Consider the following 25950-nt stretch of genomic DNA (forward strand, 5'->3'; position numbering starts at 1 on the left):
CCGCCGCGCGGTTCAGTGCGTCCGCGTCATCACGTCCGCGTCATCAGCCGAGCTCCTTGAGGCGGGCCGCCAGTACGGCGCCGATCTCGTCGAGCTGCCGGGCCTGCATCAGCTGCGGATGGGTGCAGTCGAGGTCCCGGTTGGCGACGGTGCCGTGCACATGGGGCCGCCAGGCCTCGTGGGTGAGCCAGTCCTCGGCGCGGGGCGCGGCGGCGGTGAAGAACAGCAGGTCGCCCTCGTAGGCCCGGTGGCGGTGCTCGCGCATCATGCGCGCATGGTTCGGCACGATGTCGACGATCTTCGACAGGGTGTGGTCGGAGAGTCCGGCGAGCGGGCTGCCCGCACGGCGCAGGGTGGCCAGGACGTCGTCGCGGGTGCGCTCGCCGGTACGGTCGAAGCCCGCCATGCGCAGCACCGCGGTCAGCGCGTCGCCCTCCTCGGGCGCCGGCCGGCCGCGCCACTGCTCGGACGGGAACGCGTCGAGCAGCGCGAGGAGTTCGACCTCCTGGCCGGCCTCCTGGAGGAGTACGGCCACGGTGTGCGCGAGGACGCCGCCGACGGACCAGCCCAGGAGGCGGTACGGGCCGTGCGGCTGCACCGCGCGCAGGTGCCGGACGTAGTCGGCGGCCTGCTCCTCCAGGGCGCCCGGCAGCGGGTCGTCGCCGACCAGGCCGCGGGCCTGGATGCCGTAGACGGGCTGGTCCGGGCCGAGGCGGGCGGCGAGGCCCGCGTAGCACCAGGCGATACCGCCGGCGGGGTGGAACGCGAACAGCGGCCGCCGGCCGCCGTCGGCGCGCAGCGCCAGCACCACGTCCAGGGCGTCCTCGGCCGCGGGACCCGAGGCGTCGAGGCGGGCGGCGAGCGCGGCCGGCGTCGGCGCCTCGAAGAGCGAGCCGATCGTCAGCTCGGTGCCGAACGCCGCCCGGACGTGCGCCACCAGCCGTACGGCGAGCAGGGACGTGCCGCCCAGGTCGAAGAACGCGTCGTCCGGGCCGACCCGTTCGAGCCCGAGGACCTCGGCGAAGAGCCGGGTCAACGCCTCCTCGCGGGGGCCGGCCGGGCGCCGTCCGCCCGCACCGCCGGCGAAGACCGGGGCGGGCAGGGCACGGCGGTCCAGCTTGCCGTTGGGGCTCAGCGGGAAGGCGTCGAGCGCCACGACGGCCGCCGGAATCATGTGCTCCGGCAGCGTCCGCGCCAGCCCGGCCCGTACGGCCGCGGGATCGGCGCCGCCGGTCACATAGCCGACGAGCCGCTGCTCGCCCGAGCCGTCCCCGTCCGCCCGCACCAGCGCACAGGCGCCGTCCACGCCGTCCTGTGCCGCCAACGCCGCCTCGATCTCGCCGAGTTCGATGCGCTGGCCGCGCAGCTTCACCTGGTGGTCGGTGCGGCCGAGATACTCGACCTCGCCCTGCTCCGTCCAGCGCGCCAGATCGCCCGTACGGTACATACGGCCGCCGGGCGGCCCGAACGGGTCGGCGACGAACCGGGCGGTGGTCAGCTCGGGGCGGTTCAGATAGCCGTCGGCGAGCTGCCGGCCGGCCAGGTAGAGCTCGCCGGGGACGCCCGGCGGACAGGGCTGCAGTGCCGCGTCGAGCACGTACAGGCGGGTGTTCCACACCGGCTGCCCGATCGGTACGGGACCGCTGTCCTTCGCCGAGCACGCGTGGTAGGTGACGTCGACGGCGGCCTCCGTCGGCCCGTACAGGTTGTGCAGCGCGACACCGGGCAGCGTGCGCGCGAAGGCCTGCGCGGTCTCGCGGGGCAGGGCCTCGCCGCTGCAGAAGACCCGGCCGAGCCCCCGGCACCCGGCCGCGTCCGGCCCGGCCAGGAAGACCTGGAGCATCGACGGCACGAAGTGGCAGGTGGTGACCGCCTGTTCGCGGATCAGGCGGGCGAGGTACACCGGGTCCTTGTGGCCCCCGGGTTCGGCGACGACCAGCGCCGCGCCCTCGCGCAGCGGCCAGAAGAACTCCCACACCGACACGTCGAACGACGACGGTGTCTTCTGCAGCACCCGGTCGGCGGCCGTCAGGCCGTACTCGCCCTGCATCCACCGCAGCCGGTTGTCGATCGCCCCGTGCGAGACGACGACGCCCTTGGGCCGGCCCGTCGAACCGGAGGTGTAGATGACGTACGCGGGGTGCGCGGGCGTCAGCGGCCGTCCCGGGTCGATGGCGGGGTACCCGGTCAGATCGAGCCCGTCCAGGACGACGAGCGGCGTGGCGGGGTGGTCGGGAAGCCGGCCGGCGCGGTCGGTGACCGCGCACACCGGGGCGGCGTCGTCGAGCATGTACGAGAGCCGCTCGGCCGGATAGTCCGGGTCGAGCGGAAGGTACGCGGCCCCGGCCTTCAGCACCGCGAGCAGGGCGACGACCAGCTCCACCGAGCGCGGCACCGACACCGCCACCACCGCGCCCGGCCGGGCGCCGAGGCTCTGCAGGTGCCGGGCCAGGCGGTTGGCGCGGGCGTTGAGCTCCGCGTAGGTGAGCGAGACCGCCCCGTACACCAGGGCGGTCGCGCCCGGGGTGCGGGCGGCCCGCGCCTCGATCGGCCCGATCAGGGTCGTCGGCGGCAGCTCCCGGTCCGTGCGGTTGAACTCGTCGACCACCAGGGCGTGTTCGGCGGGTGTGGCGATGCCGTGCGCGGCGAGCGGGAGCTGCGGGTCGGCGGCGGCGAGCCGGTCCAGCAGGTGCCGGAAGCGCTCCTGGTGGGCTGCGAGCCGGTCGTCGTCGTACAGCGCCGGATTGCCGTCGTGGTCGATGCGCAGGCCGCGGCCGTCGGCACGGTCGTAGATGTTGACGGTCAGGTCCTCGACGGGCCCCGCGGACAGGTTCCGGGCCCGCGCGGGCACGCCGGCGAACTCCGCGCCGTAGTCGAAGGGCATGACGTTGACGAGCGGGCCGACCAGCGCCCGGCCCTCGCCGAGCAGACCCAGGTCGCGGCGGATGTCCTCGTAGCGGTAGCGCTGGTGGCGGCGGACCTCCCGGATGCCGAGCACGACCTGCCGGACGAGCTGGGCGAAGGTCGCGTCGGGGGAGACGGTCAGCCGCAGCGGCAGGACGTTCATGACCATGCCGGGCACGCGCAGGGCCGCCGAGCCCATCCGGCCCATCATCGGCAGCCCGAGCACGACGTCGGACCGGTCGCCGGCCCGGGAGGCGTAGAGCGCCTGGGCGGCGATCAGGACGTCGGGCCAGGTCGCGCGGAGCCCGGCGGCGAGCTCCCGGAGCCGCTCGGTCGTCTGCGGCGGCAGGTACGTCGTACGGCGGCGGAACGTCCGCGCGGGCAGCGCGCCGCGGCCCGCGAGCCGGGGCACCTCGGGCCGGTCGGCGAAGGCGGTGGACCAGTGGGCGCGGTCGGCCGCGAACTGCTCCGAGGCGCGGTACTCCGCGTCCTCGGCGACGAGGCCGGCGAGGCTGCCGAAGGTGCGCGGTCCGGGCTCCTCGCCCCGGGCCAGCGCCGTGTACACCTCGGCGGTACGGCGTACGAGGAGGGAGTAGCCGAAGCCGTCCATGACGAGGTGGTGGATGCACTGGTACCACAGCCACCGCTCCTCGCCGACGCGGAACAGCGCGTGCCGGAACGGCGGACCGCCCGCCAGGTCGAACGGTTCGGCCAGGTCGGCGCGCTGCCACGCCTCCGCCGCCGCCTCGGGGTCGTCGGCGGCCCGCAGATCGTGCACGGTCAGCGGCGGTTCGACGGCGTCCAGGACGTACTGGCGCGGGCCCTGTGGCGTGTCCTTGACGCGCACCCGCAGCGCGTCGGCCTCGGCGGTGACCTGCCGCAGGGCCCGTGCGAAGACGTCCGGGTCGAGCGGCCCGTCGATCTCCAGGCACTCCGCGGTGTTCTGCGCGGGGCTGTGCGGGTCGAGGGCCTGGGCGTACCACATGCCCGACTGCGCCGCGGTCAGCGGCAGTTCGGCGCCCGGGCGGCCGTCCTGGCCGGGCCGGGCGCCGCCGGTGAGCAGGACCGTCACGAGGTGACCCCCAGCAACCGGGCCCAGGCGTCGATGGCGGGCCGCTCGGCCAGGTCCACGAAGGCGGCCTCGACGCCGTGGTCGCTGCGCCAGCGCTCGATGAGCGTCATGATCCGAATGGAGTCCAGCCCGTAGTCCACGAGGTTCTCGTCGAGCGGGATGTCCGCGGGGTCCTCGCCGAGGCAGTCGGCGACGTCCGCGTGCAGCTGGTCCAGGGTGAGTGCCATGGCGGCTCAGACCTCCTTGAAGAGCGCGTCGGTGGTGGTGACGACCGCGCAGCGGCCGGCGGCCCAGCGCAGCGCCATGTCGTGGTCGTCGCGGGAGAAGTCGGCGACGGCGTCCGCGACGACGAACGCCTGGATGTCCCGCATCCATGCGTCGCAGGCGGTCATCAGCACCCCGATGTGCGCATACACGCCGACGATCACGAGCTGGTCGCGGCCCGTGTCGCGCAGCAGCTGTTCGAGTTCGGTGCGGACGAACGCGCTGTACTTCCACTTGGTCAGGACCGTGTCACCGGCCTCGGGCGCGACGGCCTCGGGCATGGCCAGGGCGTGCGGGTCGTCCGCGACGCCGGGCCCCCAGAAGTCCAGCTGCAGCCCGCGCTCCTGGGGCGTCTGGCCGCCGCGCTGGGCGGAGTAGACGACGGGCACGCCCAGGCGGCGGCCCTCCTTCAGCAGGTGTGCCGTGTTGCCGAGCATCCCGGTCAGCGGCTGCTCGCCGGCCGGGAAGGAGCCGAGGAAGTGGTTTTGCAGGTCGTGGACGAGCAGCACGGCGCGCGCGGGGTCCACGGTCCATGCGACGCGGTTCGCGGGCAGCTCGTCCGCGGCCGGCAGGGGGTAGGGGGCGATGGCGGGAAGTGCCATGGGAGTGGGGGCCTTTCGGTGCTGCTCGGCGGTGGCCGCGGTGGTCCGCAGCCCCTTCTTGCTGACCTTGCCGATCCCGGTCTGCGGGAAGGCGTCGACGAACTCGACGAGATCGGGAACCTTGTAGGCGGCGATCCCGCGCTCGCGCACGAAGCGCTTGACGGCGGCGGGCCGCAGCGGCTCGGCGCCCTCGCGCAGGACGACATAGGCGAGGGTGCGTTCGCCGAGGTACTCGTCGGCCACGGCGACGACGGAGACGTCGTGCACGGACGGGTGGCCGAGGATGATGTTCTCCACCTCTTCCGGCGCGATCTTCTCCCCGCCCCGGTTGATCTGGTCCTTGGCCCGGCCCTCGACGACGAGGTGGCCGGTCGGGGTGCGGCGCACGATGTCACCGGTGCGGTAGAAGCCGTCCTCGGTGAAGGCCGTCGCGTTGTGCTCCGGGGCGCGCCAGTAGCCGCGGATGGTGTACGGGCCGCGGGTGAGCAGATGCCCGAACGCGCCCTCGGGGACCTCGTCCCCGGCGTCGTCGACGATGCGGATCTCGTCGTCCGGGGAGATCGGCCGTCCCTGTGTCGTGACGACGGTCTCGTGGTCGTCGTCCAGGCGGGTGTAGTTGACGAGGCCCTCGGCCATGCCGAAGACCTGCATCAGCCGGCAGCCCAGGGCCGGCTCCAGCCGGCGGGCCGCCTCCTCGCTGTACTTGGCTCCGCCCACGAGCACGAGCTCCAGGCTCGACAGGTCGTGCTCCGCCTTCGGCGCGGCCTGCGTCCACACCAGGGCGAGCGGCGGCACCAGCCCCGTCATGGTGATCCGCTCCCGCTCGACGATCGGGAACGCGGTCGCCGGATCGGGCCCGGGGCACAGTACGGCCGTGCCTCCGGCGTACAGCACACCGAGCCAGCCGGGCGAACTCATCGGGAAGTTGTGCGCGGCGGGCAGCACGACGAGGAAGCGGGTGTCCGCGTCCACACCGCAGATCTCGTTGGAGCCCCACACCGAGTACAGATAGTCGTCGTGGGTGCGGGGGATGAGCTTGGGCACCCCCGTAGTGCCGCCGGACAGCTGCAGGAACGCCAGCTCGTGCGGCTCGGGCCCGTCGGGCGGCCCGGCCGGGTCGCACGGCACGTCGGACAGCGCGGTGTGCTCGCCGGGGTCGCCGACGACGAAGACGTGCCGCAGGCTCGGTGTCCGTGCCTTGACCTGGGACGCGAGCGCGCGGTGGTCGAAGCCCGCGTGCCGGTCGGGGATGACGTACGCGGTGGCCTCGGCGAAGGAGCAGAAGTAGCCGATCTCCGTCTCGCGGTGCGCGGGCAGCGCGAAGACCGGCAGCGCGCCGATCCGGAACAGCGCGAAGACCACCTCGATGAACTCACCGGTGTTGGGCAGCTGCACGACGACCCGGTCGCCCTTGGCGATGCCGCGCGCCGCGAACCCGGCGGCCAGCCGGTCGGCGCGCTCGTCGAGCTCCCGGTACGTCCAGGTGCGGCGCTCGGGCGCCGGGTCGACCAGGGCGGTCCGGTCGGGGTGGGCGGCGGCCCGCTCGCGCAGCATCTGCCCGAAGGTCTCCCCGCGCCAGTACCCGGCGGCGCGGTAGCGCTCGGCGAACTCGCCGGGCCAGCCGGGGGCGTCCGGGCCGGAGGTGGCCGGGGCGTATACGTCGGCGCTCACAGCGAGGCTCCCACGGCGCTGAGGAAGGTACGGAACTTGGCGCCGGTCTCGGCGGTCTCGGCCTGCGGTGTGGAGGCGGCCACCACACCGGCGCCGGCGAACAGCCGAAGCCCGCGGCCCTCGGCCTCGGCGCAGCGGATCGTCACCACCCACTCGCCGTCGCCGTCCGCGTCCTGCCAGCCGACCATGCCGGTGTAGGGGCCCCGGTCGAAGGGCTCCGAGGCGGCGATGACGGCCCGTGCCACATCGGTCGGGGTGCCGCAGACGGCCGGTGTCGGGTGCAGGGCGGCCGCCAGCTCCAGTGCCGAGGCGGCCGGTTCGGCCAGTTCGCCGGTCACCGTCGTCGACAGGTGCCACATGGCCGCGGTCCGCACCAGCGTCGGCCGCTCGGGCACCTGAAGGCGGGTGCAGTACGGCGCGAGCGCCTCCCGTACGGCGTCGACGACGACGGCGTGCTCATGGAGGTCCTTGGGCGACTCCAGGAGCGCGGCCGCGCGCCGGACGTCCTCGGCCAGATCGGTGCTGCGCGGCGCCGAGCCGGCCAGCGGGTTGGCGGTGAGCCGGCCGCCCTGCCGGGCGACGAGCAGTTCGGGGCTGGCACCGATGAGGGTGCGGCCGGGGCCGCTGGGGACGGCGAACGTATAGCCGGCCGGGTCGCGCCTGGCCAGGCGCCGCAGCATCGCCGGCAGGTCGGGCTGCTGATCGGCGGTCAGCTCCAGCGTGCGGGCGAGGACGACCTTGTCGAACTCCCCGGCCCGCATCCGCGCGACCGCGGCGGCGACGGCCTCGCCGTACCGCGCGGCCGACGGCACCTCCCGCACCTGCCAGCGCGGGTCCGCGGAGGGGGGCACGGGCAGGGCGATGAGGGGGTCCTCGTGCAGCGGCGGCGCCCATCGCACGGTCTCGGGGACGGCGAGCGCGGGCGGGGCGTCCGGGGCGAAGGGCAGCGCGCCGACGACGACCGGCGCGGGGGCGCCCGCGCGCCGCCGCGCGTCGAGGGTTTCCTGCACCCGTCTGGGCAACGGCCGGTCGTCGTGGGGTATTTCGGCGGTGGTGCCGTGCGCGAGCAGGGTGCGTCTGGGGGTGGCGAGGAAGCGGTCCGTCCCGGGGCGGTAGGCGTCGAGCAGGGCGGTCGCCGCGCCGGGGGAGAGCATCGGGGTCAGGGTGGGGTCGGGGACCGGGGACGTGGGTTCGCACAGAGAGGCAGACATGGGTGTCTCCAGTAAGGAGTGGGGGGTGGGCGTGCGGCCGGTTCAGGCCCGCAGGGTCGCGCCGCCGTCGACGTACAGGTCGTGCATGGTGATGTGCCGGGCGCGGTCGGAGACGAGGAAGGCGACGGCCTCGGCGACATCGGCCGGTTCGGCGATCCGGCCGAGCGGGATGCCGGTGCGGTGCGCCGCCAGGTCCCCTTCGACGACCCGCCGCGCGGCGGCCTCCTCGTCCGTGCTGCCGGCGGCCTCCCACAGCGCGCGCTGCATGTCGGTCCGGGTCGAGCCGGGGGAGACGGTGTTGCAGCGGACGCCCCGTGCGGCCACCTCCAGGCCCAGGCACTTGGTGAACATGACGGCGGCGGCCTTCGAGGCGGCGTAGGCGGACATGCCCGCGCGGGGGATGCCGGCCGCGTTGGAGGCGACGGTGACGATGCTGCCGGAGCCCCGTTCCGCCATCCGGCGGGCGGCGGCCCGCGAGACGTGGAACACGCCGTTGGCGTTGACGGCGAAGGTGGCCGCCCAGTTGTCGTCGGTCAGGTCCACGACCGGCGAACTGTGCAGGATTCCGGCGACGTTGACCGCGATGTCCAGCGGGCCGAGGGTGTCCTCGGTCTCGGCGACGAGGGCCTCCACGGCCGCGGCGTCGGTGACGTCGAGTCGGCGGGCGGTGACCTGGTCCGGGTACGTGCCGGCGAGGCGTTCGGCGCCCTCGGGGAGCAGGTCGGTGGCGACCACGCGGGCGCCGCGTTCGACGAGGGCGGTGACCACCGCCTCGCCGATGCCCCGGCCCGCGCCCGTCACCAGCGCCAGCCGTCCGGCGAGTTCCTGGTCCGCGCTCACTTGACCATGGCCTTCCGGATGTCGCCGAGCACCGAGACGGCCGCCTCGGCGCCGCCCAGGCTCGTCCACTTGGAGCCGTCGATCATGGTCACGTGCCGGTCGCGTACGGCCGTGAGCTGCCGGTAGGCGGGCTTCTTGGTGAGCTTGTCCAGCAGGCCGGCGTCCGGGCCGCTGGCCGAGAGGGTGCCGATGAACAGCCAGTCGCCGTCGACCTCCTTGAGGTTCTCGTCGCTGATCGGCGTCGAGTGCCCCTCGCCCTTGTCGTTCTGCACGCCGGGCCGGGCGAAGCCCAGGTCCTTGAGGACGTCGCTGATGAACACGCCCTGCTGCATGACGGCCGTGCCCTTCGCCGAGTAGCGGGCCACGGACACCTTCGCGCCGGCCTTCGTGCCGAGGTCCTTCTTGAGCGCCGCGGCCTTGGTGTCGTAGTCGGCGAGGAACTTCTCGGCCGCGTTGGCCTTGCCGAGCACCTTGCCGGTGAGCGCGAGGGACTTCTTCCAGTCCTTGCCGCCGCCGATCGTGACGACGGTCGGGGCGATGCCCCGCAGTTGCTTGAGCACCTGTGCGTCGGCCGTCTGCCCGGCGAGGATGACGTCGGGTCTGGCCCGGATGACCTTCTCGATGTCCGGGCCGGTCACCGCGCCCACGACCGGTATGCCCTCGGCCCGGTCCGCCAGGTATCCGGGGGCGCCCTGCTGGCCGCGGCCCGCGGCCAGGCCCACCGGCTTGACGCCGAGCGCGAGCGCCGAGTCCAGGTCCATCTCGCTGAGCGCCACGACGCGCCGGGGTGCGGCCGGCACCTCCACCTTCGCGCCGGTCGCGTCGGTGATCCGGGTCGTGCGGCCCTTGCCGCCGGAGCCGGCGTCCTGCTCGGAGGAGCCGCAGGCGGCGAGGGCCGGCGCACAGGCCGTGAGCAGGGCGGCCGCGACGACGGGGCGGGCCCAGCCGCGGGAAGAGAAGGAGATCATGGTCTGCATTCTCCGTTGTTCGATGGGGGATTGGTCCCGGAACGGTGCATTCCGGCGCCCGCGCCCGGGTGTTGGGCATCACAAAAAAAGGGGGGGCATTCCGGGTGTGCGAGTGGCTTGCACGGTTTCCGCACCGGCCGGTTTTGCTTAGGTTAGGCTAACCATATGTCAATAACGCACCGAGGGCGGTCAAATACGGCCGGATACGGTCGCCGCGAGTGCCCGCCGCATCCGGCGCGCACTCTCGCCTGGGCGTCCGCAGCGCTCGCCGTCCTCCTGCTGGCGCTCGTCCTGCTCTCGCTGCTCATCGGCACCGGGTCCAGCTCCGCCCTGCGCGCCTGGGACTACCTCATGGGTGACCCCGCCGCCCGCACCGACGCCCAACTCCGGCTCGCCGTCATGGACGTCCGCCTTCCACGCACGCTCGCCGCCGTGCTGGTCGGCGTCTGTCTCGGCACGGCCGGCGCTCTGCTGCAGGCCGCGACCCGCAATCCGCTCGCCGAGACCGGCCTGCTCGGCGTCAACTCCGGCGCGGCCTTCGCCGTCGTCGTCGGACTGACCTTCTTCGGCGCGGCATCGTCCCTGGCGCTGCTGCTGTGGGCCCTGCTCGGCGGGGTCGCCGCGAGCGCGGTCGTCCTGCTGCTCGCCGCGTCCGGACGCGGCGGCGGCTCCCCGCTGCGACTGGTCCTCGCCGGCTCCGCGCTCGGCGCCACCTTCCACGGCATGACCTCGTACGTACTGCTGGGCACCCAGTCGACGTTCGACACCTACCGCTACTGGACGATCGGCTCCCTCGCCGGAGTGGAGACCGCCGACCTCCTGCCGCTCCTGCCGCTGGTCGCGGTCGGCCTGCTCACCGCCCTGTGCTGCGCCCGCCCGCTGTCGGCGCTCGGCCTCGGCGACGACAGCGCCCGCTCCCTCGGCCACCGCCCCCGTCTGGTCCGCGTCGTCGTCGCGGCGGCCGTCTCGCTGCTGGCCGGCTGCGCGGTCGCGGTGGCCGGGCCCATCGCCTTCCTCGGGCTGCTCGCCCCCTACGCCGCCCGAGCGCTGGCCGGAGCGCGGATGACCGCCCAACTCGCCCTGTCCGCGCTGATCGCGGCCGATGTCATGATCCTCGCCGACATCCTCGCCCGGGTCGTCATCCGGCCCTGGGAGACGCCGGTCAGTGTGCTGCTCGCCTTCGTGGGCGGGCCGCTGCTCGTCTGGATCGCCCGCTCGTCCCGTCTCTCCACCGCAGGAGCCTCGGCATGACCGCCTCCGGCACACAACCGGACGTCACCCCGCCCGACAGCACGGTGCTGCGCACCGGGACCCTCTCCTGGCTCCTCCCGCGCCGCAGCGCGCTCGCCGCGGCGTTCCTCGTGCCGCTGGTCCTGCTCCTCGTCGTCCTCGCCGTCATGGCGAGTTCGACCGGGATGAGCCCGGCACAGACCCTCTCCGGGCTGCTCGGCACCGGGGACCCCGGGAGCGTCATGATCGTGCGGGACTTCCGGCTGCCGCGCGTCCTCGTCGGCCTCATGGTCGGCGCCGCCCTCGGCGTCTCCGGCTGCCTCACCCAGACCCTCGCGGGCAACCGGCTCGCCACGCCCGACCTCGTCGGCGTCAACGACGGCGCCACCGCCGCCGTCGTCGCCTCCGCGGCCGGCTCCGCGACCGGGATGGTCGGCGACTGGTGGCTCGGCCCGCTCGGCGCCGTCGCCGCCGCGGCGCTCGTCGTGCTGTGCGCGGGCGGAGCGGGCGGCCGCGGCTACCGCGTCCTGGTCGTCGGCATCGGCGTCTCCACCTTCATCGGCGCCGTCAGCGACCTGGTGATGTCCCGTCAGAACGACAACACCGCGGGCGGTGTGTTCCTCTGGGCCGTCGGCAGCCTCAACGGGCGGGACGGCAGCGTCGGTACCCCGCTCCTGATCGCCCTGCTGTGCCTGCTCCCGCTCTCCCTCGCCGCCGGGCACCGCCTCCAGCTCCTGCGCTTCGACGACGACCTGGCCGCCTGCCTCGGCGTCGACCTGCGCCGCCTCCGGGCCGCCGCGCTCGCCCTGGCCGTGGCCCTCGCCGGGATCGCCGTCGGCGTCGGCGGCCCCATCGCCTTCGTCGCCCTCGCCGCCCCGGTCCTCGCCCAGCGGCTCAGCGGCCCCACCCGCGTCCCGGTCCTCGGCTCCGCCCTGACCGGCGCCGCCCTCATCGCCGCGGCCGACGCGCTGGGACGCGTCGCCGCGCCCGTCGAACTCCCGGTCGGTGTCGTCACGAGCGTCCTGGGCGGGCCCTTCCTCCTCTGGGTCCTCTTCCGCTCGGACCGGACCACCAGAAAGGCCTGACCCTCATGACCGCCACTCCCGGGCTCGAAGTACACGCGCTGAGCGCCGGATACGCCGGCCGCACCGTCGTCAAGGACGCCGAGCTCACCGTCCCCACCGGGCACGTCGCCGCGATCGTCGGCCCCAACGGCTGCGGCAAGTCGACCCTGTTGCGGACCCTCGCCCGGCTCCACCGCCCGCAGGCGGGCACGGTCCATGCCGACGGCGCCGACATCTGGGGGCTGAGTCAGCGGCAGGCGGCCCGCCGTATCGCCCTGCTGCCCCAGTCGCCGCGCGCACCCGAGGCCGTGACCGTCGCCGGGCTCGTCCGCTACGGCCGCCACCCCCACCAAGGCCTGCTGCGCCAGTGGTCGCGCGAGGACGAGCGGGCCGTACGCGAGGCGCTGACGGCCACCGGCACCGCCGATCTCGCGGCCGAACGCCTCGACCAGCTCTCGGGCGGCCAGCGCCAGCGCTGCTGGCTCGCGATGGTCCTCGCCCAGCACACCCCCGTCGTCCTGCTCGACGAACCCACCAGCGCGCTCGACCTCGGCCACGTCGTCGACGTCCTCGAACTCGTCCGCGAGGTCGCCGCCACCGGCCGCACCGTCGTCATGGTCCAGCACGACCTGGCCGCCGCCGCCCGCTACGCGGACACCGTCATCGCCATGAAGGACGGCCGCATCGTCGCCCAGGGCGCGGCCAGGGACACGGTCGACGAGGCCCTCGTCAAGGAGCTCTACGGCCTGGAGGCGGACATCCTGCGGGCGCCCGGTGACGCCTCGCCGGTCGTCGTTCCCCGGGCCCGCGCCGCCGGCTGACGGCCGCCCGGCGCCCCCTCGTCGCCCCCCGTATCCTTATTGCACATTACTTGCAACTACGGAAATTCTGCGAGAGGGGTGCCGGCATGGGCTCTCCAGTGGTGCTCGGCATCGAGTCGTCGTGCGACGAGACCGGCGCGGGGCTGGTGCGCGAGGGGCGGCTGCTGGGGCACGCGGTGGCGTCGAGCATGGACGCCCACGCCCGCTTCGGCGGGGTGGTCCCCGAGATCGCCGCGCGCGCCCATGTCCACTCCTTCACGCCCGTGGTCCGCCGGGCGCTGGACGACGCGGGGCTGCGCATGGCCGACATCGGGGCGGTCGCCGTCACCACCGGCCCCGGACTCTCCGGGGCGCTCCAGGTCGGGCTGGCCGGGGCCAAGACGCTGGCGTACACGCTGGACGTGCCGCTGTACGGCGTACACCACCTCGCCGGGCACGTCGCCGCCGACACCCTGGAGCACGGTCCGCTGCCCGACCCCTGCATGGTGCTGATCGTCTCCGGCGGGCACACCTCCCTGCTCCTGGTGCGGGATCTGGCCCGCGACCCGATCGTGCACCTGGGCGACACCGTGGACGACGCGGCCGGGGAGTGCTTCGACAAGGTCGCGCGGGTCTTCGGCCTGCCCTACCCGGGTGGTCCGGCCATCGACCGGACGGCCCGGGACGGGGATCCGCGCGCCGTCGCGTTTCCGCGCCCCCTGAGCGGGCCCCGCGACGCCCGCTACGCGTTCTCCTTCTCGGGGCTGAAGACGGCCGCGGCCCGCTGGGCCGAGCGGCACCGGATCCAGGGCGCGGATCTGCCACTGGCCGACGGAGCCGCCTCGCTCCAGGAGGCCGTCGCCGACGTCCTCACCCGCAAGGCCGTGGCGGCGTGCCGCGAGCACCGGGTGGACACCCTCGTGGTGGTGGGCGGGGTGGCCGCGAACTCCCGGGTGCGGGCCCTGGCGCAGGAGCGGTGCCGGGCGGCCGGGATCGCCCTGCGCGTCCCGTCGCTGGGGCTGTGCACGGACAACGGCGCGATGATCGCCGCCGTCGGGGACCTGCTCGTCCGGGCGGGCGCCGAGCCCGCCCCGCTGGAGGTGTCCGTCGACCCGTCCGCACCTCTGGAGCGCGCCGCCCTGCACCCCAAAGGCGTTTGCCGGGTCGGCAAAGGAGGAGAGGCGGCTTCCCGCCCCGCGCCATAGCGTGAAGAGCAGGGGCAAGCAGCCTCCCGAAGAAGATGTGCCCGCGAGGGAGCAGAGGGTGATGCGCGATGGCCGAATTCTCGGAACAAGGGGCGCGGAACGCGGGGAACCTCGGGCGGACGACCATTGCCGACGGCGTGGTCGCGAAGATCGCCTACCTGACGGCCGGGGACGTGGCCGGGGTGTACGCCCTGGGCAGCGGCTTCTCCCGGTCGGTGGGCGAGCTGCGCAAGCGCGTACCCGGGGGAGGCACGACCGCGACGCACGGCGTCAAGGTCGAGGTCGGTGAGAAACAGACGGCGGTCGACCTGGACATCGTCGTCGAGTACGGCGAAGTCATCCCGGATGTGGCCAGGGCGGTGCGCGAGGACGTGATAGCCGCCGTCGAGCGGATGACCGGGCTCGAAGTCGTCGAGGTCAACATCGCGGTGAGCGATGTGAAGCTCCCCGAGGAAGCGGAGGAGGCCGAGGAGCGGGTGCGGTGACGACCGGCACCGGGAGCCGGCGTCAGCGCGCCGGCCCGGCCGGCCCCGCCCGTCCCGTGGGCTCGGCGCCCGGGAGCGCGCAGACCGCGACACCGCGTTCGGCGACGCTGCCCAGGACCAGGAGTCCGCCCGTCCGGCAGACGCTGGTGACCATGCGGTACGAGGACCTGACCGTGCGCAGATCGCGGATCGGGACACCGTCGGGGCGGATCGCCAGGACGCGCACCGTCGGGTGCGGCGGCGGGAGGGGGCCAAGCCGCCGCAGCGCCTTCCAGGCCGCGCGGCGGACGGCGAGCGGCAGGCGGTGCAGCAGCTCCAGGGCGGCTTGGCGCGGCCCGGCCAGGGCGACCCAGAAGGCCCGGTCGGGGCCGAGGGAGAGGTTGTCGGGGTAGCCGGGGAGGCCGGCGGCGAAGGTGTCGGTGCGGCCGGCCCGGGGACCGGTGAGCCGGTAGCGCAGGAGGCGGCGGGCGCCGGTCTCGGCCACGACGAGGAAGGACTCGTCCGGGGCGAGGGCCACTCCGTTGGCGAACTGCAGCTCCGACAGCAGGACTTCGGGCGTGCCACCGGGGCGCAGCCGCAGCAGCTGCCCGGTCCCGATGTGCTCCAGGATGTCGCCCGGCCACTCGTCGAGGCCGTAGCGGCGGCTGGAGACGGTGAAGTAGACGGTGCCGTCCGCCGCCGCGGTGACATTGCTGCAGAAGCGCAGCGGCGCGCCGTCCGCCTCGTCGGCCAGGACGCGCACGGCCCCGTCGCGCGGGTCGATGTGCAGCAGCCCGCGCAGGGCGTCACACACGAGCAGTTCGCCGCCGGGGAGGGGGTGCAGCCCGAGCGGTCTGCCACCCGTGTGTGCCACCGGCTCCGCCTCGGCCCGGCCGTCGGCCGCCAGGGCGCCGTCCGCGCCCGGTCCGGCCAGGCGCAGCCGCCAGATCGTGCCGTCCGCGGCGCCGGTGAGAATGCGGCCGTCGGCGTCGGCCACCACGTCCTCGGGGCCCTCGACCTCTGGCGCGACGATACGGGGCGCCGGCAGCGACCGGGGTCCGGGCAGGCTGTCGGTCAGGGTGCGTCTCAGGTCTCCTCCTCCATACGGATCACCTTCCTGAGGTCCTCGGCGGCCTTGCCGCCCTTGCCCTCGTGCCACTCCAGCAGGGCGGCGGCGAGGGCGTCGAGCTTGCGCTGGACGGCGTGTTCCGCCCGCAGTTCGGAGTTCTTCAGCAGGGCCAGCAGAAGCAGCGTCACCGCCGTCATGACGTCCCCCACCAGCAGCTGCCAGGACAGCGGCAGATGGACGAGGTGCACCACGAGGAACACGGCGACCAGTCCGAGGCAGGTCCCGAAGAACGCGGGGGAGCTGGTGAAGTGCGAGGACTTCTGGGCCAGCTCGGCGAACCGCCCCCGCTGGTCGCCGCCTCGGCTGGCGGGGTGACGAAGACTCATGGGTTCCGTTGCCCTTCGGCCATGGGGGGTGAGCAGGGCGCCGCTGAGGGGACCCTACGCCGTCCCCGCCGTGCCGCCCGGCATCCGGCCCGCCGCCGGGGATTCGGTGTCCAGCGGCACCGCCCCGGAGCGGACCAGCCCGAGCTGTACGCCCTGCCGGGGCAGCGCGGCGTCCAGGATCCAGTCGGCGGCCACCCGGACGCGGTTGCCGGGCATCGACAGCAGGTGGTAGCCGCGGGTGACGGCGCCGGCGAGCGGGCCGGAGAGCGGTATGTGCCAGGGGTTCGCGGCGGCCTGGATCCCGCCGAGGTCGACCATGAAGCCCAGGTCGTGGTGTGCGTACGCGCGCGCGGCGCCCCGGCCGCAGGACGCCGCCACGTTGTGTGCCGCGACCCTGCCCTGCCGCTGGGCGTGCTGCGCGGTCATCGGCGTCACCTCGCCGGGGCGGGTCAGGTCCGGTACGGCCGCGGCGTCACCACAGGCGAACACCCCGGGGTGGCCCGGCACGCGCAGATACGCGTCGACGACCAGCCGCCCCCCGTCGGTGGGCAGCCCCATCGAGGAGACCAGCGGGTCGGGCCGGACGCCCACGCACCAGATCAGGCTGCGGCTGCGGACGAACTCGCCGTCGTCGAGCAGCACCCCCTCCGAGGTGGCTTCCTTGACGGACGTGCCGGTGCGGACCTCCACACCGCGGGTGCGCAGCACCCGCTCGGCGGTGTGCGACAGCCGCTCGTCGAGCCCCGGCAGCAGCCGGCCGGCGACGTCCAGCAGCAGCCAGCGGGGCCGCGGGCCGCCGCGCAGCCCGGCGTTCTGCCGCGCCAGCGCGTCGGTGAACAGCACGCCGTGGGCGGCGACTTCGGTGCCGGTGTAGCCGGCGCCGACGACCACGAACGTGGTCCTGGCGGACCGTTCGGCCGGATCCTCGGCGGCACCGGCCAGTTCGACCTGGCGCACCATGTGGTCGCGCAGGTACAGGGCTTCGGCCATACCGCGGAAGCCGTGCGCGTGCTCGGCGACGCCCGGGACGGGCAGCAGTTTGTTGACGCTGCCGACGGCCAGCACCAGCTGGTCGTACGTCAGGGAGCCCTCCCGGCCCTCGGGATCGGTGTAGCCGACCCGGCGGGCGTCGAGGTCCACGCCGTGGGCCTCGCCGAGGACGAGCCGGACGCCCGGCAGGGTGCCGGTGAGCGACACCGAGATCCGGCGCGGCTCCAGGATTCCGGCCGCCACCTCCGGCAGCAGCGGCACATGGAGAAAGTAGTCGTGGGTGTTGACCAGCACGATCTCGGCGGCCCCGCGTGCCGTCCGGGTGAGCGCGCGGGCACAGTGGTAACCGGCGAAACCGGCTCCGACGATCACGATCCGAGGGCGACGTCGCATCACGTGGACTCCTGCGGTCGGGGTCTGCTCGCGGTGGGGCACGGGCGGCCTTGCGCCCTCGCCCCGCGTGCCTCGTGTGCCCGTCGGCGGGCCGGCTACTCGCCCGACCGGGCCCCCGAAGGGCCGCGCGCCGGTGGCCCGTGCGCACATGCGTCGTGGGCCGCCGCGCGCCACAGTGAGAGGTGCGGCCCCCGGCAGGAAGGCAGGCGGACGACGTGAGCGGCAAGAACGCACTGACGGCCTACCGCGGCAAACGGCACTTCGACCGGACCCGCGAACCGGCCGGCGAGCAGGGGCCGTCCGGCGACGCGCCCTGCTTCGTCGTGCAGATCCACGACGCGAGCACCCTGCACTTCGACTTCCGGCTGGAGGTCGACGGCGTACTGAAATCCTGGTCGGTGCCCAAGGGGCCGTCCGCAGACCCGCACGACAAGCGGCTGGCGATGCCCACCGAGGACCATCCGCTGGAGTACCGGGAATTCGAGGGCGTCATCCCGGAAGGGGAGTACGGCGCGGGCACCGTGATCGTCTGGGACGAGGGCAGCTACCGCCCCCTGCCCCGGAAGAAGAAGGGCCGTACCCGCTCCTTCAGCCAGTCCCTGGAGGACGGCCACGCCTCCTTCTGGCTCGACGGCACCAAGCTGCACGGCGGCTATGCGCTCACCCGGTTCCGCACCGGCGAGGGCGCCGGGAAACGGGAGTCCTGGCTGCTGGTGAAGGAGAACGACGACCGTGCCGAGCGGCGCGGCACCCCCGACGCCCGGCGGGCCCGGTCCGTACGCAGCGGGCGCACGCTCAGGCGGGTGGCCGCCGAAGAGGGCACGGGTCGCGACGACGACTGAAACGTCCGGCTGCACGGTGGACGGTCAGCGGGCGCGCTACCCCGGCAGGTCCTCGTCGCGGGCGATGTGCACCGCCGCCTCCTCGGCCGACGCGGCGCCCCCGTCGATGCCGACGTCCCGGGCGGAGACGTCCTCGCTGCCGCCCCGCCAGAACCCCTCATCGGCGCCCACGAGCCGGCCGGCCCGCTCGTCGCCGCACTCGACGTCCACCGGCTCGCCCACCCCGCCCGGCAGATCGCCGATCCCGTCGCCGTCGGGCGCGCACACTTCCGGCACCTCCACGGACAGCCGGTGATCGAGCGACTCGCGGTCGTGGATCTCCCGTGCGGTGGTCCCGTCGTGATTGACCACGAACGGCCGCTCGGGGGGCGAGTAGCCCGTGTCCAGCGTGGCGTCGAGCCCCGGCTCGTCGAGGGCGTCCTGCATGTCCAGGTCGTTGGGGTTGTCCTGGGGGTCGGTTGTGGGCGGCTGATAGACCTCGTCGCCCATCGCGTCGTCGGACATAACCACCCTCCCTCCTCCCATCCTCGCCCCGCCGCGGACTGCGGCAGGTGCCGGTACCACCAATTGTCCGCCTCCCGGCGCCGCCCGGCAGCGCCGGGCGTCTCAGGCGCGCCGGTGCTCGGTGTGCAGCCCGACGGCCTCGGCGATGCTCTGCACATTGCCGAAGCGCTCGTTCGCGGGCAGCCGCTCGGCCATCCTGACCAGTCGGTCCGGTGCGTTGTTGCGCCGCAGCGTCTCGATGACGGCGTTCTTGTCGGCCGGGTAGAGGCTCCGGCCGAGGTGCTGGGCCAGTTCGGAGCGGAGCGTGACGTCCTGCTCGGTCATACCGCTCGGTGTGCCGCCGCGGAGGACGCCCTCGGGGGACGGCGCCGCCAGGGGCTCGCCCGCCGGCTGGAGCTCTGGCTCCTCGTCCGTGCGCAGCGAGCGCTCCGCGGTCAGCTGCTCGCGCAGCTGCTTCTTCATCACGTCGTCCCGTGCGGGGCCGGTCTTTTCCGTTCCGTGTTGCATGCCCATCGCTGCCTCCGGCTCTGCGCGTCGTACCCACCCGACGCGTCTCTCCCAGTTTCCCCGGTACCTCCGCCCTAACAACCCGAAGGCCCCGTTTCCACCCCGTGCGCGGAATTTGCTCCGAATGAGCACGGAGGGTAACCGTTGGCGCTGAGTGGGGGCATATGCCCGTCATGCTTACGGCTTTCCGGAACGGGAATCCGTAGGAGAGTCGAACGCGTGCCGATGACGGCAATTCACCTGCCGATGGCAGCCAACCGCATACCGGGAGAATCCGCGGAATCCAAGGAATCCAAGGAGGCAGCGCCATGCGACTCTCGCTCCTTCGACCGGTCATCGATCGGCCGGGACCCTGGGCAACCGTCTATGCCGATATCTCGCACGGCACCGAGGACGCCGAGAAACAACAGGAGTTGCTGGCCAGCGCCACCACCGCGCAGCTCTTCGCGCTCGGTGCGGACGAGGCCACCTGCGGCGCCGTGCACGAGGCACTGATCGCACCGCGCAGAGGTGAACCAGGGGCGCACGTCGGACGGGTGCTCTTCGCCCACGACGGTGTGGTCGTGCTCGACACCCCGCTCCCCGGCCCCCCGGCCACCCCCTTCGCGGCCTGGGGGCCGGTGCCCCGGGTCACCCCGCTGCTGGCGGCGGTCGGCGACGACCCCGTCTGCCTGGTGGTCCGCCTGGACCAGCAGGGCGCGGACCTCACCGTGCTCGGTGAGCAGGGCGCCGAGGACGCCGGCCGGGTCAGCGGCGCCGCACGGCCCATCCACTGCACCGCCACGGCCGACTGGTCCGAACGGCACTTCCAGGCCAAGGTGGAGAACACCTGGGAGCACAACGCCGGGGAGATCGCCGACGCGGTGCGCGAGGCGTTCGAGAGCTGCGGCGCCGAGGCCGTCGTACTGATCGGCGACGCCCGCGAGCGGCACCTGGTGCACGAGAAGCTGCCCGAAGCGCTGCGCGCCGTCACCTACGAGAGCGAGCACGGCGGGCGCGCGCCCGGCGCCGAGACCGCCCTGGTCGAACGGGACATCGCCCAGGTCCGGGCCGCCCAGGAACGCGAGCATGTCGCGCAGGTGACGGACCGCTTCCGGACGGGCGCCGGGCCCGGCGGCGAGACCGCCCCGCGGGCCGCGGCCGGGATCCCCGCCCTGGTCGAGGCGGCGCGGCAACACCGGATCGAGACCCTGCTGATCAGCCCGCACGGCTCGGACGTCGCACGGCAGGTCTGGGTGGGCGAGGGCGTCGACCAACTGGCCGTACGGGGCACCGAACTGCAGTCCCTCGGGGAGGACCGTCCGGCCGCCGCCCGGGCGGACGACGCCCTGGTGCGGTCCGCCGCCGCGAGCGGTGCCGAGATCGTGGTCGTACGCGACCCCGAGCAGGCACCGGCGGGCGGACTCGGTGCCATCCTGCGCTGGACGGAGGAGGGCACGCCCGAATGAGACGGGGCCGCCCGCCGACCGGTGCGTCCGGTCGGCGGGCGGTCCTGTGCGCGGCGCGGAGCCCGGCCCTGCGCCTTAAGCCCTGTGCCTCAGTCCTGCGCCTCGGCCGCCACCGGCTTCGGGATCAGGAAGGACGTGGCGATGGCCGCGGCCAGGATGATCACTCCCGCGATCATGCCGGCGGTGTAGCCGCCGGCCGACGACGCGTCCGCCGGTGCGGCGGCGGTCTTGACCGCGTAGAGGACCGCGAAGCTCAGCCCCGCGCCGAGGTTGAACGCGCCCGCGTTCAGCCCGGGCAGGAAGCCGGGGTTCTCGCGGGGGGACAGGACGATGCCGAGCCCGTTGAGGACGATGTTCGCCACGCCCGCATAGGCGACGCCCACCAGGATGGAGGTCACCAGCAGCAGGATCCGCGAGTGGCTGTGCATCGTGAGCAGCATCAGCACCACCGTCGCCACCGAGCCGACCAGGCCGATCCGCAGCACGCGCCCGTAGCCGAAGGTGGCCGCGAGACGGCCGGCGAGCGGGCCCATGGCCAGTCCGGCCAGCGCGTACGGCGACAGCGTCCACCACGCGGACTGCTCGGCGCTCATCCCCAGACCGGCCTGGGCGTCCTGGGCGAAGGCCGGGATCAGCCCGTTCATGACGGCGAAGACGCCGGTCATGGTGAGCACGGTGGTCAGCAGGGTCGCCCAGGTGGCGCGCTGCTTGAGGTGCCGGGTCGCGACCAGCGGGTGGCCGCTGCGGTTCTCGGTGCGCCAGAACAGGGCGAAGGCGGCCGCGGCCACGACGACCAGAACGGCGATCAGCGCCCAGTTGGCGGCGGCGAGCTTGCCCGCCTCGTTGAGCGCGGTCAGCAGCGAGCCGACGGAGACGACGAGCAGGGCTACGCCGGGCCAGTCCATACGACGGGCGCTGTCGTCCAGGGCCGGTGCCCTGGACTCGGGGGTGAGGGTGGCGACCAGGACGGCGGCGAGCGCCGCCACGACCGCCATCGCCCAGAAGACCGACGCGAAGCCGTGGTTGTCGGCGAGGTAGCCGCCGGCGAGCGAGTCGACGCCCGCGATGCCGCCGTTGACCGCGGTGACCACGCCGAGCAGGGTGCCGTACCGCTTCGGCTCCTGCACCTCCACCCGCAGCATGATCAGGCACAGCGGGACGACCGGACCGCATACGCCCTGGATGACGCGGCCCGCGAACAGCATCGGCACGCTGGTCGCCAGCGCGGCGATCACACAGCCGACGACCATCAGGCCGAGCATGCCGGCCAGCACCCGGCGGCGGCCGATGACATCGCCCAGCCGCGGCAGGAACAGGGAGAACAGGGCCGCCGAGGTGAAGAACGCGGTCTGGGTGAGGCCGATCTCGGCGGAGCTGGCGCCGAGGGTGTCCTCGATGTTCTTCAGCGCGGGGCTGAGCATGCTGGCGTTGAGCTGGAAGGCGAAGCACGCCGCGAGCAGCGCGGTGAGCAGGACGCCTATCCGGACGCCGGAGCCGGTGCCGCCCACCGGGGCGAGGGGGCGCTGGGTGGTGGAGGTGCTCATGCCTTGACGTCGCCGATCCGCTGGAGTGCGTCCACGACGAGGTTCCAGAACCGCTCGTGGTCGAGCTTGACCGCGACCTGGGTGGTGCAGTCGTCCGGTGCCGGCGCACGGAAGTCCGTCACGGTCATGCCGAGCGTCAGCTCACCGCGCAGCTCGATGTCCACCGGAGCCCTGCGCACGGTCATGACGCCCGGGTCGATGACGTACGCCACCGCGCACGGGTCGTGCACCGGCGGGTGCTCGAAGCCCTGGTTCTCCCGGTAGGCCTCGCGGAAGAAGTCCAGCAGCTCCAGCACGAACGTGGCCGGCTCGGTGCCGACCGCGGCGATCTTCTCCTCGACCTCGGGGGTGGCCAGCGCCTGGTGCGTCAGGTCCAGGCCGACCATCGTGACCGGCCACTTCTCGTTGAAGACGATATGGGCGGCCTCGGGGTCGATCTTGATGTTGAACTCGGCGACCGCGCTCCAGTTGCCCTCGTGGAAGCCGCCGCCCATCAGCACGACCTCGCGCACCCGCTCCGCGATCCGCGGCTCCTTGCGCACGGCCATGGCGATGTTGGTCAGGCCCGCCGTCGGCACGAGGGTGATCTCGCCGGGCTCGTGGGACATCACGGTGTCGATGATCAGGTCCACGGCGTGCCGGCGGTCCAGCTCGATGGTGGGCTCGGGCAGCTCGGGGCCGTCCAGCCCGCTGTCGCCGTGCACCTCCGGCGCCGTCTCGATGGCCCGTACGAGCGGACGCGGGCAGCCGGCCGCGAAGGGGACGCCCGTGATCCCGGCGATCCGCGCCACGGACAGGGCGTTGCGGGTCACCTTCTCGACCGTCGCGTTCCCGACCACGGTCGTCACGGCGACCAGCTCGACATCGGGGTTCCCGTGTGCCAGGAGCATGGCGATCGCATCGTCATGCCCCGGGTCGCAGTCAAGGATGATCTTTCTGGCCAACGGGGGAGCCCCTTTGCTCTGCGGAACGGTGGTGCGGGGGTGCGGGGTGAAGTCTCTGGGAGCGCCGCAGGAGGCTGCTGCCGCTGGAAAACGTTCTCCGAGAATTTCGCTCATCGCTCCGCCCGATGTCAACGGAGTGTGAGCCATCCGACCGGCTTGGCACGTATTGATCCACTTGATCTGGGCCACAGACACGGTGAGTGAGCGGTGATAACGTTTGCCGCCCTCATCCGGTACGGCTCGACCCGAAGGGGCGCACCACCGTGGCCGAAGTCACCCTCAAGGACGTCGCGCTGGCGTCCGGCTGCTCCATCGCCACGGTCTCCCGCGTACTGGCCGGCACCCGCCCCGTCGGTGCCGAGACCGCCCGCACCGTGCGCGAGGCGGCCGAGCGCCTGGGCTACCGGCCCAACCATGTGGCCCGTGCCCTGCGCAGCCGCTCCACCGGGACCGTCGGACTCGTCCTGCCGCAGATCACCAACCCCTTCTTCCCCTCCCTCGTACGGGAGCTGGAGCACGCCCTGCACGCCGAGGGCCGGGCCGTGCTCCTGGCCGACTGCGACGACGACCCGGTGACCGAGGCGGCCCGGATCGGCGCCCTCCTGGGCCGGCGGGTCGATGCCCTGCTGCTGATCCCGGTCGACGAGCGGCACAGCCGGGAGGCCGTGGTGAGCGCGGCGGCCCAGGTCCCGCTGGTGCTGCTCGACCGCGGCTGCGGCCCCGGCGTCGCCGACTCGGTCGCCGTCGACAACGCGGCCGGGATGGCCCTCGTGCTGGAACACCTGGCCGCCACCGGACGCCGCCGTCCCTGCTTCATCGGTGCGGCCGGAACCGCCTCGGCGGCCGTCGAGCGGCGCGCGGCGTACGAGGCGGGCGTCGCGGCCCTGGACCCGTCGGCACCCGGGCGCAGCGCACTCGGCGACTTCTCGGTGGAGTGGGGCCGGGCCGCCGTCGACCGCCTCTGGCCGTCCCGGCCGGATGCCGTGATCTGCGCCAACGACCTCATCGCGGCCGGTGCGCTGCAGCGGCTGCGGCAACTGGGCGCGGACGTACCGGGCGAGGTCGCCGTCACCGGCTTCGACGACATCCCGCTCGCGGGCCTGGCCGACCCGGCGCTGACCACCGTCCGCCAGCCGGTCGGTGAACTGGCCGCCGAGGCCGCCCGGTTGCTGGCCCGGCGGCCTGCCGGGGGAGAACGGGGCCCGCGGCGTACGGTCCGGCTCGCACCCGAACTCGTCGTCCGCGCCTCCAGCACACCGGATCCGCGCCCCCTTGACCGTACGCGGTCAGCCAGTAAAGTCTAGACCAATCACCCTCACCCTCGCGCAACCCACCCCCCTCGCGAAAGGGTTGACATGGACAAGAAAAGAAGGCTGGCCCTCGCCATCGGTGCGGGAATCGCCCCGCTGCTCGTCGTCACCATGCCGGCGAGCCCGGCCAGCGCCCACGGCTACGTCTCCGCACCCCCCAGCAGACAGGCGCAGTGCGCCGCCGGCACCATCGAATGCGGTCCGATCAAGTGGGAGCCGCAGAGCGTCGAAGGCCCCAAGGGGCTGACCAGTTGCAGCGGCGGCAACAGCCAGTTCGCCGACCTGGACGACGACTCCAAGGGCTGGAAGGTCACGCCGATCGGCAGCTCCCAGACCTTCAGCTGGAAACTGACGGCACGTCACTCCACCAGCACCTGGCAGTACTTCGTCGGCGGCAACAAGGTGGCGGAGTTCAACGACGGCGGTGCCCGGCCGCCCGAGACCGTCACCCACACCGTCAACTTCGGCGGTATCACCGGCAAGCAGAAGATCCTCGCAGTCTGGAACATCGCCGACACCGCGAACGCCTTCTACGCCTGCATCGACGTCAACATCGGCGGCTAGGGCCCGTCTGACGGGTCATCGGACAGGCCCTGGCGAAGCTCTTCCCCCGCCGGACCCCCGCCGGACCCCTCCCGGGGCCCGCCACCTCGCCGCCCTGCGCCGCCCGTGAAGCGAGCGGCGGCCGGCAGGGCGACGAGGGCGGCGGGCGCACCCGTTACGATCGGCCATTCAAGGCCGATGTGGGTGGCCGCTGCCGGGAGGAAGAGATGGGCCTGTTCCGCCGAGGACCGAAGCGGGATTCCCGCGAGCTGGCACGCGACGGGGAGTTCGGCTTCTTCTCCGAGCGCGAAGGCGGTGTCTTCAGATCACAGGTCCGGCAGGCCTTCGCGGAACAGGGCCTGGAAGTGACGGTGTACGCGGGCCTGGTCACCGACTCCGCGGGCCGTCAGTTCGGCCTCGGCAACCTCGCCGCGGTGTGCCATCGCGACCGGCGCGGCGAGCGCAGCTGGCCCGCGCTGATCCGGGACCACGTCGGCAAGGTGCTGCGGACGATGGACGGCCCGCAGCCGCTGGACATCCTCAGCGAGGACGAGATCCGGGCCTGCCTCTATCCCCGGGTCGTCGCCCAGGAGACGCTGCCGGCCTCGGACTCCTTCCGCTACGGCAGGGAGCCGGCGCCGGGGCTGCGCGAGGTGCTCGCGCTCGATCTGCCCGAGGCGGTGCAGATGCTGAGCGAGGACTCGCTGACCGACCTCGGGGACGTGGCCGAGCTGCGGATCCGGGCGATGAACAATCTGCGCGCACTGCCCGTCGAAGGGCATGAGACGGTGCGGCGCGGCGACGGCTCGGCGTTCGAGGTGCTGCTCGGCGACTCCTTCTTCACCGCGAGCCGGGTCCTGGTGCTCGACGAGCTGGTGCAGCGGATCATGGGCACCGGTCTCACCCCGGACGGCGCGCTGGTCGCCATGCCCTTCCGGCACCAGCTGGCGTTCCACCGCATCCACGACACCCAGGTCATCCCGGCGCTGCAGGCCATGGCGCAGTTCGCGGCGGCCGGTCACGAGGACGCGGCGGGTGCCATCAGCCCCAAGGTGTTCTGGTGGCGCGGGGGCGTCATGACCCCGCTGAGCGAGCCGGACGGCGACGGGCTGCGGGTCGTCGTGGACGGGGACTTCCAGCGGCTGCTGGAGCGGTTGGTGGAGGGCGAGGACTGA

General features: G+C 73.7%; 23 protein-coding genes and 1 pseudogene. 10 read left to right on the forward strand and 14 right to left on the reverse strand.

Annotated elements, in window-relative coordinates:
• Positions 1-43: 43 nt before the first annotated feature.
• The 7 genes and pseudogenes from ACWD6P_RS04275 to ACWD6P_RS04305 all read right to left on the reverse strand — a co-directional run bounded on the left by ACWD6P_RS04275 (position 44) and on the right by ACWD6P_RS04305 (position 9532).
• Positions 44-3976 carry an amino acid adenylation domain-containing protein gene (locus tag ACWD6P_RS04275; RefSeq protein WP_451442475.1) on the reverse strand — a complete coding sequence of 1311 codons (3933 nt, stop codon included), beginning with the start codon at positions 3974-3976 and terminating at the stop codon, positions 44-46.
• On the reverse strand, positions 3973-4203 hold the full coding sequence (locus tag ACWD6P_RS04280; protein ID WP_451442476.1) for a phosphopantetheine-binding protein: 231 nt from the start codon (positions 4201-4203) through the stop codon (positions 3973-3975). Before ACWD6P_RS04280 ends, ACWD6P_RS04275 begins: the two co-directional genes overlap by 4 nt.
• Positions 4204-4209: 6 nt before the next feature.
• Positions 4210-4842 carry an isochorismatase family protein gene (locus ACWD6P_RS04285; protein WP_451442547.1) on the reverse strand — a complete coding sequence of 211 codons (633 nt, stop codon included), beginning with the start codon at positions 4840-4842 and terminating at the stop codon, positions 4210-4212.
• Between the two features lie 21 nt (positions 4843-4863).
• A pseudogene (locus tag ACWD6P_RS04290) lies at positions 4864-6513 on the reverse strand ((2,3-dihydroxybenzoyl)adenylate synthase); the annotation flags it as partial.
• Entirely contained in the window at positions 6510-7724 is a 1215-nt protein-coding gene (gene dhbC / locus ACWD6P_RS04295; protein ID WP_451442477.1) for an isochorismate synthase DhbC, read from the reverse strand. The gene dhbC and the pseudogene ACWD6P_RS04290, both read right to left, overlap by 4 nt.
• Positions 7725-7766: 42 nt before the next feature.
• Positions 7767-8564 (reverse strand): 2,3-dihydro-2,3-dihydroxybenzoate dehydrogenase, encoded by a 798-nt coding sequence (locus tag ACWD6P_RS04300; RefSeq protein ID WP_451442478.1) that lies wholly within the window; start codon positions 8562-8564, stop codon positions 7767-7769.
• Positions 8561-9532 (reverse strand): ABC transporter substrate-binding protein, encoded by a 972-nt coding sequence (locus ACWD6P_RS04305; RefSeq protein ID WP_451442479.1) that lies wholly within the window; start codon positions 9530-9532, stop codon positions 8561-8563. Before ACWD6P_RS04305 ends, ACWD6P_RS04300 begins: the two co-directional genes overlap by 4 nt.
• A 165-nt stretch (positions 9533-9697) precedes the next feature.
• Between ACWD6P_RS04305 and ACWD6P_RS04310 the strand changes: the two genes are divergently transcribed.
• The 5 genes from ACWD6P_RS04310 to ACWD6P_RS04330 all read left to right on the forward strand — a co-directional run bounded on the left by ACWD6P_RS04310 (position 9698) and on the right by ACWD6P_RS04330 (position 14316).
• Positions 9698-10783 (forward strand): FecCD family ABC transporter permease, encoded by a 1086-nt coding sequence (locus tag ACWD6P_RS04310; protein ID WP_451442480.1) that lies wholly within the window; start codon positions 9698-9700, stop codon positions 10781-10783.
• A complete protein-coding gene (locus ACWD6P_RS04315) occupies positions 10780-11847 on the forward strand; it encodes a FecCD family ABC transporter permease (RefSeq protein ID WP_451442481.1) in 1068 nt (355 codons plus the stop codon). The genes ACWD6P_RS04310 and ACWD6P_RS04315 overlap by 4 nt, the downstream gene beginning before the upstream one ends.
• A 5-nt stretch (positions 11848-11852) precedes the next feature.
• On the forward strand, positions 11853-12647 hold the full coding sequence (locus tag ACWD6P_RS04320) for an ABC transporter ATP-binding protein (protein WP_451442482.1): 795 nt from the start codon (positions 11853-11855) through the stop codon (positions 12645-12647).
• 86 nt (positions 12648-12733) lie between these two features.
• Positions 12734-13831, forward strand: a complete 1098-nt coding sequence (tsaD, locus tag ACWD6P_RS04325; protein ID WP_451442483.1) for a tRNA (adenosine(37)-N6)-threonylcarbamoyltransferase complex transferase subunit TsaD — start codon at positions 12734-12736, stop codon at positions 13829-13831.
• A gap of 68 nt (positions 13832-13899) precedes the next feature.
• A complete protein-coding gene (locus ACWD6P_RS04330; protein ID WP_451442484.1) occupies positions 13900-14316 on the forward strand; it encodes an Asp23/Gls24 family envelope stress response protein in 417 nt (138 codons plus the stop codon).
• Positions 14317-14338: 22 nt separating this feature from the next.
• Here the strand turns inward: ACWD6P_RS04330 and ACWD6P_RS04335 are convergent, their stop codons facing one another.
• The 3 genes from ACWD6P_RS04335 to ACWD6P_RS04345 are packed head-to-tail and all read right to left on the reverse strand — an operon-like array spanning position 14339 to position 17133.
• A complete protein-coding gene (locus tag ACWD6P_RS04335) occupies positions 14339-15361 on the reverse strand; it encodes an SMP-30/gluconolactonase/LRE family protein (RefSeq protein ID WP_451442548.1) in 1023 nt (340 codons plus the stop codon).
• A gap of 20 nt (positions 15362-15381) precedes the next feature.
• Positions 15382-15750 carry a low affinity iron permease family protein gene (locus tag ACWD6P_RS04340; RefSeq protein WP_451442485.1) on the reverse strand — a complete coding sequence of 123 codons (369 nt, stop codon included), beginning with the start codon at positions 15748-15750 and terminating at the stop codon, positions 15382-15384.
• Between the two features lie 54 nt (positions 15751-15804).
• Positions 15805-17133, reverse strand: a complete 1329-nt coding sequence (locus tag ACWD6P_RS04345; protein WP_451442486.1) for an NAD(P)/FAD-dependent oxidoreductase — start codon at positions 17131-17133, stop codon at positions 15805-15807.
• A gap of 215 nt (positions 17134-17348) precedes the next feature.
• Here ACWD6P_RS04345 and ACWD6P_RS04350 point away from each other — a divergent pair, with 215 nt between their 5' ends.
• Positions 17349-17975 (forward strand): DNA polymerase ligase N-terminal domain-containing protein, encoded by a 627-nt coding sequence (locus ACWD6P_RS04350; protein ID WP_451442487.1) that lies wholly within the window; start codon positions 17349-17351, stop codon positions 17973-17975.
• A gap of 36 nt (positions 17976-18011) precedes the next feature.
• Here the strand turns inward: ACWD6P_RS04350 and ACWD6P_RS04355 are convergent, their stop codons facing one another.
• The gene (locus ACWD6P_RS04355) at positions 18012-18479 is read right to left on the reverse strand and encodes a DUF5709 domain-containing protein (protein ID WP_451442488.1); all 468 of its coding nucleotides are present in this window, start codon (positions 18477-18479) and stop codon (positions 18012-18014) included.
• Positions 18480-18581: 102 nt separating this feature from the next.
• Complete coding sequence (locus tag ACWD6P_RS04360) at positions 18582-18986, reverse strand: DUF2795 domain-containing protein (protein WP_451442489.1); 405 nt, start codon at positions 18984-18986, stop codon at positions 18582-18584.
• Positions 18987-19294: 308 nt separating this feature from the next.
• Here ACWD6P_RS04360 and ACWD6P_RS04365 point away from each other — a divergent pair, with 308 nt between their 5' ends.
• On the forward strand, positions 19295-20434 hold the full coding sequence (locus ACWD6P_RS04365; protein ID WP_451442490.1) for a baeRF2 domain-containing protein: 1140 nt from the start codon (positions 19295-19297) through the stop codon (positions 20432-20434).
• Positions 20435-20523: 89 nt separating this feature from the next.
• On the opposite strand, the gene uriT is transcribed toward ACWD6P_RS04365, so the two are convergent.
• Positions 20524-21978 carry a uridine transporter UriT gene (uriT, locus tag ACWD6P_RS04370; RefSeq protein WP_451442491.1) on the reverse strand — a complete coding sequence of 485 codons (1455 nt, stop codon included), beginning with the start codon at positions 21976-21978 and terminating at the stop codon, positions 20524-20526.
• Positions 21975-22922, reverse strand: coding sequence for a uridine-preferring nucleoside hydrolase UriH (gene uriH / locus ACWD6P_RS04375; protein ID WP_451442492.1), 948 nt, complete (start codon positions 22920-22922; stop codon positions 21975-21977). The genes uriT and uriH overlap by 4 nt, the downstream gene beginning before the upstream one ends.
• A 263-nt stretch (positions 22923-23185) precedes the next feature.
• Here uriH and ACWD6P_RS04380 point away from each other — a divergent pair, with 263 nt between their 5' ends.
• From ACWD6P_RS04380 to ACWD6P_RS04390, 3 genes are all read left to right on the forward strand, one after another.
• Entirely contained in the window at positions 23186-24226 is a 1041-nt protein-coding gene (locus ACWD6P_RS04380) for a LacI family DNA-binding transcriptional regulator (RefSeq protein WP_451442493.1), read from the forward strand.
• A 51-nt stretch (positions 24227-24277) separates the two neighbouring features.
• The gene (locus ACWD6P_RS04385; protein ID WP_451442494.1) at positions 24278-24796 is read left to right on the forward strand and encodes a lytic polysaccharide monooxygenase auxiliary activity family 9 protein; all 519 of its coding nucleotides are present in this window, start codon (positions 24278-24280) and stop codon (positions 24794-24796) included.
• A 206-nt stretch (positions 24797-25002) separates the two neighbouring features.
• Entirely contained in the window at positions 25003-25950 is a 948-nt protein-coding gene (locus ACWD6P_RS04390) for a hypothetical protein (RefSeq protein ID WP_451442495.1), read from the forward strand.

The organism is Streptomyces sp. NPDC002446 (assembly GCF_053595675.1).